The sequence below is a fragment of the Devosia aurantiaca genome, from assembly GCF_011058215.1.
Lineage (GTDB): Bacteria > Pseudomonadota > Alphaproteobacteria > Rhizobiales > Devosiaceae > Devosia > Devosia aurantiaca.
Genome location: NZ_JAALFG010000003.1, coordinates 62,813 through 72,723 on the forward strand (window position 1 = coordinate 62,813; position 9,911 = coordinate 72,723).

Annotated in this window: 11 protein-coding genes; 7 read left to right on the plus strand and 4 right to left on the minus strand. The window is 54.9% G+C overall.

The features are described from left to right. Positions 1 to 5: 5 nt before the first annotated feature. The 4 genes from G5575_RS20555 to G5575_RS13715 all read right to left on the minus strand — a co-directional run bounded on the left by G5575_RS20555 (position 6) and on the right by G5575_RS13715 (position 4,701). Positions 6 to 770, minus strand: coding sequence for a M50 family metallopeptidase (locus tag G5575_RS20555; RefSeq protein ID WP_235936022.1), 765 nt, complete (start codon positions 768 to 770; stop codon positions 6 to 8). Further along, on the minus strand, positions 728 to 1,102 hold the full coding sequence (locus tag G5575_RS20560) for a PqqD family peptide modification chaperone (protein ID WP_235936023.1): 375 nt from the start codon (positions 1,100 to 1,102) through the stop codon (positions 728 to 730). Before G5575_RS20560 ends, G5575_RS20555 begins: the two co-directional genes overlap by 43 nt. Positions 1,103 to 1,105: 3 nt before the next feature. After that, positions 1,106 to 3,280 carry an efflux RND transporter periplasmic adaptor subunit gene (locus G5575_RS13705; protein ID WP_235936024.1) on the minus strand — a complete coding sequence of 725 codons (2,175 nt, stop codon included), beginning with the start codon at positions 3,278 to 3,280 and terminating at the stop codon, positions 1,106 to 1,108. Positions 3,281 to 3,408: 128 nt separating this feature from the next. Next, complete coding sequence (locus G5575_RS13715; protein WP_164534828.1) at positions 3,409 to 4,701, minus strand: outer membrane protein; 1,293 nt, start codon at positions 4,699 to 4,701, stop codon at positions 3,409 to 3,411. Between the two features lie 48 nt (positions 4,702 to 4,749). Here G5575_RS13715 and G5575_RS13720 point away from each other — a divergent pair, with 48 nt between their 5' ends. The 7 genes from G5575_RS13720 to G5575_RS13745 all read left to right on the plus strand — a co-directional run bounded on the left by G5575_RS13720 (position 4,750) and on the right by G5575_RS13745 (position 9,906). Next, entirely contained in the window at positions 4,750 to 5,751 is a 1,002-nt protein-coding gene (locus G5575_RS13720) for a methyltransferase (RefSeq protein WP_235936062.1), read from the plus strand. A 90-nt stretch (positions 5,752 to 5,841) separates the two neighbouring features. Next, complete coding sequence (locus G5575_RS13725; protein ID WP_164534830.1) at positions 5,842 to 6,420, plus strand: AAA family ATPase; 579 nt, start codon at positions 5,842 to 5,844, stop codon at positions 6,418 to 6,420. Next, positions 6,407 to 7,180 carry a hypothetical protein gene (locus G5575_RS13730; RefSeq protein ID WP_164534831.1) on the plus strand — a complete coding sequence of 258 codons (774 nt, stop codon included), beginning with the start codon at positions 6,407 to 6,409 and terminating at the stop codon, positions 7,178 to 7,180. The genes G5575_RS13725 and G5575_RS13730 overlap by 14 nt, the downstream gene beginning before the upstream one ends. Continuing rightward, positions 7,173 to 8,030, plus strand: coding sequence for a hypothetical protein (locus G5575_RS13735; protein WP_164534832.1), 858 nt, complete (start codon positions 7,173 to 7,175; stop codon positions 8,028 to 8,030). Before G5575_RS13730 ends, G5575_RS13735 begins: the two co-directional genes overlap by 8 nt. 12 nt (positions 8,031 to 8,042) lie before the next feature. Continuing rightward, positions 8,043 to 8,612, plus strand: coding sequence for a radical SAM protein (locus G5575_RS20565; RefSeq protein ID WP_235936025.1), 570 nt, complete (start codon positions 8,043 to 8,045; stop codon positions 8,610 to 8,612). Continuing rightward, complete coding sequence (locus G5575_RS20570; RefSeq protein ID WP_235936026.1) at positions 8,609 to 8,944, plus strand: hypothetical protein; 336 nt, start codon at positions 8,609 to 8,611, stop codon at positions 8,942 to 8,944. Before G5575_RS20565 ends, G5575_RS20570 begins: the two co-directional genes overlap by 4 nt. A 167-nt stretch (positions 8,945 to 9,111) precedes the next feature. Then, complete coding sequence (locus G5575_RS13745; RefSeq protein ID WP_164534833.1) at positions 9,112 to 9,906, plus strand: SapC family protein; 795 nt, start codon at positions 9,112 to 9,114, stop codon at positions 9,904 to 9,906. Positions 9,907 to 9,911: the final 5 nt, after the last annotated feature.

Here is a 9,911-nt window from a genome sequence, read left to right on the forward strand (position 1 = left end):
CGAGATCAGCGCGTACCAAAACAGCCATTTGCGCTCTCCCTAGCTTGCGCCGGATTTTCCGCAGTCTCGTATCCAAGGAAATAGCGCTGGACCAGATACCAAAAATATTTGTTGGCACGCGCGCCTAAGTTGGGAACCTCGATAAGATCGGCCATGATGTAATAGGCGTCGAAGCGCAGCAACGGATTGCCATTGAACAGCAGAGTCGACACGCCACCTATCAGCATGATGTTGAAGGCGGCAGCCCGGGCAAACCCGGGCTCGGCATTGACCCAGAAGATCATAGCGACGGCCGCGAGGGAGAATTCGACCATGATGCCTGCCCCACTCACCACGACCCGCTTCCACTTTTCGCGGAAAGCAGTGGCTGAGGTGGCGTCGACATAGGGCGCCGGGATAAGGATCAGCATCATGATGCCAACCTCATGCACTGCGCCGCCGAACGCCTTGGTGGCGTAGGCATGCCCCGCTTCATGCAGCGCCTTGATCAGCGGATAAATGGCTGCAATGAAGACGATGTTCTGAAGGCTGAAAAGTTGCTCGCTGCCGGCGTCCGTCAGTTCCGCCCAGTGCAGAACGGCGAGGAAAATGCCCGTGCCGACGAGTGCCAGCCACCCCAAAAACGCCCAGACCGTAAACAAGGGCCGGACAAAGGGCATGGTGGCAGTAAGAAACTTGTCCGGATCGAACAGTGGTAGACGCAATGCAAGCGGATTGCGAACACGGCTCAGAAGATTTCGGCGCACGGTGGCAGCGGCGCGCTCGCCCAATTCATCGAAGTCGGGGGCATTTCGCCTTGCAAAAGGTCGGAGCTGTGCAACTGCGACAGCAGGGAAATGACTTCATCCTGCGTCGGTGGATCATCGCCGGACTTTTGGCCCACCAGGTCCCAGATTGCAGCAATGGTCCGCCGCCCGTCCATCAGCGACATCATTAGATTTGCCGAAGGCGACAGCCGGTGAAAGCGACCAGTCTGGTGATCCTGCAAGACATACCAGACCTCGCCGCGAAATCGCTGGCGATGGATTTCGGCGTGAGAACGCAGCCTTAAGCGTAGCGGCGCAACCCGATACCACGAAGCGCTGAACAGCGATGCGGCCATGGCTCAGCCCAGCCAGCGCCAGAGGTTGAGATTAATCCAGTCGAAGATGGGCATGGTCCAGATGTCTATGAGCGAACGCTCGCCGATATCAACCTTGCCGACACCGACCATGCCTGGGCGAAGACGCTCCGACGTGTCGATCAGATGGCCTTCGACACGGAACATGTTGCGGCCTTCGCTTGCTTGGGCGATGGGAATAATTTTATCGACCACTATCTTAAAGGGTTGATCGGGCAGGGCGCCAAACAACACTTCACCGGTCTGGCCCGCATCGATCTGCGCAATTTGGCGCTCGTCGACCTGCATGACGACGCGGTATCCACTCAGCGGCGCAATTTCATAGAGCACTTCGCCCCGCGAAACGGTCGAGCCGATGCGCTGGCTGAGATCGCCCGAAATAACCAGGCCGTCAAACGGCGCAACAAAGCGGGTGCGGCCGATTTGCTCATCAATAAGGCTGATCTGCGCCTCGGCTTGGTCGACCTGACTGCGCGCTATATTGACCGTCGCCGGTTGCCGAGCTGCAAGAGCCTGGTCGTATTCGATCTGGTGTTGTTGCCTTTCGGTGTCCCAGCGAAGACGTTCAAGAACAAGATCACGATCGTCGAGTTCGGCAAGCGGCTGGCCTGCTGTAACGACTTCGCCCGCGCGCACCGTCGCATCTCGCAAATAGCCGTCATAAGGTGACACGACCGCGCGGCGCACCGAACCTTCAAGCTGCGCATCGGCATTGACGCGATACATGTCCCTGGCCACCGCGAAGAATGCGACAATCGCAAGAAGGGCCGCGATGACCAGCTTGCGTGTAATGTGGCCGGGACCTGCCAGTCGCTTTATTTGATTGAAGAAGGATTCCCAGATCTTGATGATCAACCATCGATCGTTGCGTCGCTTTTCATCCAAGACGGGGCCGAGGGCCGCTCCAGCAATATCGGCAAGCTTGATGACCTCTGTACTGAAATCATGTCCGTGCCCGCGTTCGAACACGATAGCGCCGATAAAGGCGTCGACAACGAACAGCGGCACGGTCAGCACCTGTCCGCCGTGATGTTCCCGCGACAGATCGGCATGCGCAAAGGTTGCTATAGGTTCGTCAGCCGGACCAGGAAAAAGAACGAGCGAGCGCTGATCGATCGCTTCATCCATGGCAGCGCCGATGGACCGCACGAGGTTCATCTGTTTGCCGAATTGTGCAGTGTGCGAGATGGCGACGATTTTCGCCGACCCGCTGCGCACGAAGCCGATACTCACGCGCGCGCAGTCAAACCGCGCTGCCAGGTCGGTTGCAACGGCCATGGCTGCCGTCGAAAAGCGCTCGTGCTCCAGAGCGGTAACCATAAGGTCGATTGTCGTTCGGGACTGGCTGAGCTGTAAGCTATCGGCGCTGCCACGCTCCTGCCGCAACGCATCACGCAACCAGCCAACGCCCCACTGCAACTGCCGAATGGCGTTCCTGAGGTCGTCCCTGCCACCATTGGCGATACCCAGCGCAACGACCGCGGTTACTTGCCCGTCGATGATCACAGGGACAGCCACGCTGGGCGTCTCACCAGAATTGCGCGCAACCGCTCGCTGGTCGGTAGCAGCCAGCTCTGCCGTCCGAAGCAGGTCGGTGAAGACCGCGCCATTATCGGGCCAGTTGCAAAGCGTCTCAAAACCATTTGGTCGTACGACGCGGACCACGCCACGATTGACGCCAAAAATTTGTCGGCATTGCAGGGCGAGCCAGGCCGCAGACCCTTCCGCCACGGTCTGCGCGTCGGTCAAACGCTGCCACAAGGCCGGTTCCAAAACTTCCAGACGATTAAAGGGCATGGCGTCTGCCGTGCCGTTTAAGTCTTCATTCTGGTTTTGTCCGGCCATGTCGTGCCTATTCGACGTTGAGCGTTCCGTAACGGGACTCGTGCTCGCGCAAGACATTACCCAACACTGTTGCCAGGCGCTTGGCAGCGAGCGGGTGAGAATGATGCGATTGGAAAGCTCGACGGTCACGCCAGAGTCTTCAGTCACGTGCCAAGTCCGATTGGTGCCGAAAAACAAATCGACCTGCTCGCGCGTCCCCTGCACATTGACCACATTGGCAAAGTGCGTTGTCATTTGCGCGTCGAGCCATTCGAGGCCCTTGCGTTCGGTTGTTTCCGATACTGTATCTTTTTCGGTCGCTGGTGCCTTCGCCAAGTCTAACTCCCTGGAAATCAAGTGAGGCTTACATGCGCAGTAAGCCTCTCGGAACTCAATCAGAGAAACAGCAACGCGCCAAGATGTGATGAAAAGACTACAACCTTATTCGCTTGCAGCCTCAAACTTTAAAAATGGAAAACCAGACCAGCTTTGGCCGACACAGTCGATGGAAACAGTGTCGCTTGTTCTTCCTGCGTCAGGTCGACGACAAAACCCTCGGTCGTATGAGTGTAGAGTCCTTCGAGCCGCAGGTTGACATGATCAGCCAGCCGGGTCTCGAAACCGCCACCGAGCTGCACGGCAGGGAGAGTCTGCGTACCGCCGGAGTCAAAGGTAAAAAACTCAGGATTGGCCGTCGTTTCAATGACGCCGATGCCGCCCTTGCCATAAATCAGGGTATCCGGATTGGCCAGGAAGCCAACACGACCAGAGATGAAAAAGCTGTTGTCGACTGAGCCGATAAGCTCTGTACTGCCTTCCAACGGCGAATTCTGTGCGGGATCAAAAAACTGCCCACCCAGCAACTGCCAGTCCGCCTCCACACCGAAAACCAAGTCGTCGATGCGGAAATCATAACCGGCAACCACCCCGGCATTGACAAATTCGGCAGCAAATGGACCAACTGTCGCGCCTGGGGTCGTCAGGTCGAAATCAAGATCACCAAGCGTATAAGCGACATTTGCACCAATGTACGCGCCTTGCCAATCATCTTTCGAGGGCTCGGGCAGATGTGCAGTCGATGGCACTGCTTCATCGCCAAAGCGCCAACTCAGACCCGCGGTGATGGCCAGGTTGCGGGGATCAAAGGTCTCGCCATCATCCGGAATTTCGAGTTCGCGTAGAGGAAGCGTATAATTTGCTTCAACCCGACCGGTGACGTTGCCAACCAAAAACGTTTCGACACCGAGTCCGAAGCGCGCCGCCGGCAAAAAGTCTGTGGCGGTTCCATCGAAGCCCTCTTCGCCTTCAACGTAAAGCCCCACTACGCCGCCGCGCGCATAGACCAGGGTTTCTGGCGAAACGACATAGCCGAGGCGCGAACTGATGCCCAATGCATAAGTGTTGCTAAACAGGCTTCCAAAGCCGCCAGAATTAAAGGGCGAGATGTCAATGTTGAGCCAACTGGCATCGACCTCGACGCCGCCGACAAAGCGATTTCCGAAGTCATGGTCATATCCGGCATAGACGCTGAAAATGCCGTTCCTGTCGGCGAAGCTGTACTCTTCGTCTTCGATGTCGAATTCGGGAATGCCCTGCTGAACATAGCCGATCTTCGAGCCGGTCACGCCGGTCTGCACGCCGACATGAAAACCGTTCCATGACCCCGTGGCGTCAACTGCTTCCTGAGCCGAAGGCGTGCCGACAGCGGTGCCGGTCAGAAGCAGTGCTACAACCAGTTTACTTGTCGCACCAGTCATGAACAAGTTTCCCCGAAAACAACTCGTGGATAGCATCGCTTGCCACTCATGAACATGTCAAATCTGCCACAAAGCGAACAAAAGTGGACCACATCAGCAGCGGGGTTGCCGTCTAACTCTGACGAAGCCAGTGCGGCGTTCGCGCTGGTCGACGAGTTTCTTCGTACTGAAATAGAAGCAAGAGCGCTTTCTTTTGCCCTCGGTCATGGCTTGATCGACTTTTTCTTCATGTCTGCTAGGGATGCTGAGGAGCTTGCGTCTTTCCAAGAAATGGATAGGCGCGGCTTCAAGCTTGTGCTCGACCTGCTGATTTCCGCAAATGTCCTTGAGCGCGACGGAGACCTCATCGATCTTTCAGCGCGCTTTCGATCAGTGTTGGCTTACCGAGATTTACTTGAAGCCAAGATGTGGTTTGCCGCCCTGGTTGCGCCGGATGTCCATCAGCTTTTCGATATGCTGCTGACAGACGTTCCTGCCTTCATGAGGCAAGCAGGCGTGTTCGAACTTTTCCGCTACGATTTGTGCCTGGATGTCACGGAGGCCAACATTGAGGCGACGAGCCGCTGGGTCAGCTACACGACGATTTTGACTGCCCACGAGGCTCCAGCCTGTGTCGAACGTCTTCGGGATCTCAATCCGACCCGCATGCTTGACGTCGGTGGCAACAGCGGAGAATTTGCACGGCGTACGGTAAGCTTCGTCGCTGGATTGCAGGCAACTGTGTTCGATCTTCCGGTCGTTTGCGAACTAGGTCAGCGTCACGTAGCAAAGTTTGCTGAAGCAGATCGGGTTCACTTTATCCCCGGCGATCTTCGAAATGACGTGCTGCCTAGAGGCTTCGATCTTATTAGCTTCAAGTCCATGCTACACGATTGGCCGGATGATTATGCGCTTTCTTTTCTGCAAAAGGCATTTGTCGCACTTGATCCCGGTGGGTCTCTGCTGATTTTCGAAAGGGCCGAAATCGGAGTTACAGGCGAAGGTATGCCGTATTCGATGGTCGCGAACCTGGTTTTTTGCCTTTTTTCGCTCCGCCCGGCATTACACTGACTGGTTGACGGAACTCGGATTTATCGAGATTTCTTCAGAGACGGTCACTTTGGAAATGCCTTTCCATGTTTTAAGTGCTCGGAAACCGAAATGAGCCGCGTTCCCGTTATCGCCGTGTCGGGTTATCCAGGGGCTGGCAAGACAACGTTGACTCGAAACCTTGCCGCTCGTTATGGCGTGCCGGCGCTGCACTACGATGATTTTGAAACGATCACTTCAAGACGAAGTGCTGAAATCCGCGACTGGATGGCCCGCGGTTCGGATTACGACGAAATAGATCTGGGCAATCTGGTACAGGCCATCGATGACGCCCGTCGGACCAGGCCTCGGTTCGTTATTCTGGATACCTTGCTTGGCAGAGCGCATGGCGCAACAGGCAGCGAAATCGCTTTTTCAATGTGGATCGACACCACACCAGATATTGCCTTGGCTCGCAAATTGCTTCACGCCAGCGGCGAAGTAGGAGATGATCCCGCGCGGGCTTTGGACTTCGCCCGTTGGGTTACCAGTTATACGACCCACTATCAGGGTTTCATTTCTGAAACCTATCGTCTGCAGACTATGCGCGTTCGGAGCCGGGCAGACCTTATATTGCCGGCATTCGACCAAGACTCCTCCTTTTCGCAGCAGTTGCTGCCATTGAGGAGCGCAGGCTTTGACCAGCAATGATCCCTTGCAGATCATTTGCGATCTGGACTGCGACTTCGGCATCGAACAGTCGGTCAAGCTTTCCCGAAAAACGCTTAATGCCGACCGTTATCTCCTAAGTATTCATCGTGACGATCTGAAAGTAACATTCGACGAATTCATGCACCGCCTAGACGTGCCAAAGATGTGGAGGGACGATCTTAATCGCCGTTTCGAGATATCGAAGTTGATACATGTCGGGCATGAAGGCGGCACAAAACCGCTGCGCAAGCTTTACCTTGAAAACATCGACGGCGAACACGGCACTCGAGCTCTAAAGCGGAGTCACCTAATGCACTTGGCCTTGAAGTGGGACCAGACCGGGGCGGCATCTTTTACGCGCTACTGGCTCGATCCGAATGTGTTGGCGCAAGACGTGTTAAAACAGCTTAAGTCCAGCAAATGCATCCAGCCCTCTGTCAATATAGCTGAGATCCTGCTTGGTTTGGTCAAGATCAAAGGCAAAGAAGTAATGGCGTTGCGCGTAGAAGAGGAGGGGACTTCGCGCCGGTCTTGGGATTTCAATCTTTACAGGGCAGAAATCGGTGGGCTCGCTATTGCATCTTCAATCACTGATCTATGTGGCCGATACAGTATTGATAAGAAGGACCAGAATGTCTTGCTTAACACTCTCATCGGAAAGAGACTTGGACATCTTTCGGTCGGCACAAATAAATTCGGCGAGGACTTCACCACGTTCTATTTCGGCGTAAAACCCGGCAGGGAGCTTTTACGTGCCTAATGTTCTGGAATGGGCGCGGCCAAGCGATCTTTATCGCGACTATTGTCTTTGGGATTATAAGCCGATCGCGAAAACGGAGGGAAAGCTCAGACAGAGTAGCCTTCTCTGGCAGTCTTTTGAAACATTGAGCGCTTCCCCCGCGCTTCGGCAACTTGTTGAAGCGTTGAGAACGGAACTCGGCGCGTTCCAAACTGTCTGGGGCGTGAAAAAGCTTGCAGAGGGCTTTGCCTGGGAGCTCTATATTTATGATTATGCCAGGATCGACCGCCTCGCTGATATACAGCGGGTCCTTCAGACCATTGCGCCATGGGTACCCTCCACCATCACCCTGCCGACCGACCGCCCCTACTTTATGTTCTCGTTCGATATTGATGCTCAGTTGGGGACTCGCCACCTTGATCAGTTGAGCGTGTACATCGGCAATCCGGGAAGCAGTGTTTCGTCGGGCATCTGCTACCAGCTGACCGATCGCGGTCTACGGATGGACAACCTCTACTACTTTTTCGATGCCAGATCGCAATGGAAGGACATTGTCGCCAAAGTTGCATGTTCGGCGCATATAGGCCTGCGGGAAATTCCGCTTGACGCTATCCTCTGGCCGGAATTGCGCGACTGCGGCGTGATCGTTGTCGCCAACAAGAAGCACAATGACGGCGTCTACTTCTCCCGAATTACCATTGATCAGCTAATATTTTTTGCCCAGCGGCTAAACTATCCAGAACCGATCAAATCATTTCTGCGTCAAAACCGCGATCGTCTTGATCATCTGCTCTATGACGTTGGAATCGATTACCGTATGATCGAGGGCACTTTGCAAGTGACTAAGAGCGCCTATTATGGCGTCGTTTGAAGGCTGGACGGGATGGGGCTGTACGATCACAATCAATATGTCTCTTTGACCATGGAATTTCGGTGCAATCTCAAATGTGTGCACTGCATGATCGAAGATACTATGGATCGGCTCAAGCCGCAGTCGCTCGAAAGCTTCGAGGAACTTCTGGCGCACAACAGCGCCAATCGTCAATGGCGCGGCCTCGTCCTTACTGGTTCTGAAATCACACTCCGCCGCGACCTTCCTGAACTCGCTGCGCGAGCTCGGTCTGCTGGCTTTGAGCACGTGCGGATACAGACTCATGGCATGCATCTGGCACGGCTTGACTACACGCAGAAGCTAATCGACGCCGGTGTGAACGAATTTTTTGTTAGTATTGCCGGATCAAACCCGGAGACTCACGACGATATCACCCAAGTTCGCGGATCGTTTGCAAAGGCAGTGCGTGGGCTCGAAAACCTGGATCGCTTCGAAGGCGTCCAATCGATTACAAACACGGTGGTAACGGAAAAAGCTTCCGCCTTCTGCCGGACATTGTCGAGGCCTTGGCGCATGTCCGCACGCTCAAACAGATGGAATTCTGGTTCTATTTCCCAATGAGCGAAGACGACGAAAAGGGACTGGCCGCTAACCACCTTGAAGCTCTGCCGTTCCTGCGCAAGGCAATCGAAAGGGCGCGCGATTTAGGTCGGGCGGTGGAGGTCAAAAACTTCCCCGAATGCCTTCTCGCGGAACACGGAGCGCTGCTTCGCAACGACCAGCCGCAACTCTACATCGATCCTGATTTCTGGCTGGAATTCGAACGAAACGGCTTTCATCAGTGCGTCTATCGCGAGGTATGCCCTTCCAAGCAGTGCCTTGGTCTGAACACGGCCTACATCAAGAAATTTGGCTGGCAAGCGTCGCATTTATACCCAGTTGCAAATTCTTGATTGGTCCGATGTTCTATTTCAATTCCTAGTCTAAATGTGATTGGAATTTGTATAACTTCGGATTGTTCAAAAGGGCAATGTGCTGTTAATTGGGCTCGGTGAGGGGCCCAATTTTGCGTCGCATTGACGCTGTTCGTGTGCACCTCGGACTTCGTGAGTGAGGATGCATGCCTAAGCAGTTGTTGATCTATGAACGCGCCGAACCCGTTAGCCCCCAGCGCCATGGCGATCTTGCGATCAGAACCGGGAGCAATTTCAGTTTCGCGAGCAAGGTCAATTCAGTCCCGCTGATGGCAGCGGAGTTTCCGCATGCTGCTGCTGAAATGGCTGTTGTCTTTGCGGGACAAGGTGATGACATCATTCCCGTCGTTCTTCTGGGCGTGCGGGATGATGAAAATCTCTTCGTTGGCAAAGACGGCGCTTGGCAGGGCAATTATGTTCCGGCTTTCCTGCGGCGTTACCCCTTTGTGTTCTCCAGTTCCGACGACGGCGACAACTTCACGCTTTGCGTCGATGAAGAATTTGAAGGCGCTAATCGCGAGGGGCGCGGCGAGCGCCTTTTCGATAATGACGGCGAGCGTACGCAATATCTTCAGGGCGTTTTGGGTTTCTTGCAGGCCTATCAGGTCCAGTTCCAGCGTACCCAGGCTTTTACGCGCCGGCTGAGCGAACTTGGCTTGCTCGAGCCAATGCAGGCGCGCTTCACGCTGCGTAATGGCTCAGTGCTAACTCTTGGTGGTTTTCAAGCAGTCAATCGCGAAAAACTCAAGGCTCTGAATGGCGAGCAACTCGCTATATTGAATTCGCAAGACGAGCTTGAACTTCTGTTTTTGCATCTTGCTTCGTTGCGTCACTTGACGTCCACCGCCGAGCGTATCGGCGCCGGTGCCGAAGGTGAAAGCGTGGCGACCGAAGAAGCTCCAACAGCGCCAGAAACGTCACCGGCCAAATTGGACGCGTAGCACAC

Excerpts from the sequence above, each read along its gene's own strand:
- G5575_RS20560 (WP_235936023.1), bottom strand. The coding sequence starts at position 1,102 with ATGGCCGCATCGCTGTTCAGCGCTTCGTGGTATCGGGTTGCGCCGCTA.
- G5575_RS13715 (WP_164534828.1), bottom strand. The coding sequence starts at position 4,701 with ATGACTGGTGCGACAAGTAAACTGGTTGTAGCACTGCTTCTGACCGGC.
- G5575_RS13720 (WP_235936062.1), top strand. The coding sequence starts at position 4,750 with ATGAACATGTCAAATCTGCCACAAAGCGAACAAAAGTGGACCACATCA.
- G5575_RS13725 (WP_164534830.1), top strand. The coding sequence starts at position 5,842 with ATGAGCCGCGTTCCCGTTATCGCCGTGTCGGGTTATCCAGGGGCTGGC.
- G5575_RS20565 (WP_235936025.1), top strand. The coding sequence starts at position 8,043 with ATGGGGCTGTACGATCACAATCAATATGTCTCTTTGACCATGGAATTT.
- G5575_RS20570 (WP_235936026.1), top strand. The coding sequence starts at position 8,609 with ATGAGCGAAGACGACGAAAAGGGACTGGCCGCTAACCACCTTGAAGCT.
- G5575_RS13745 (WP_164534833.1), top strand. The coding sequence starts at position 9,112 with ATGCCTAAGCAGTTGTTGATCTATGAACGCGCCGAACCCGTTAGCCCC.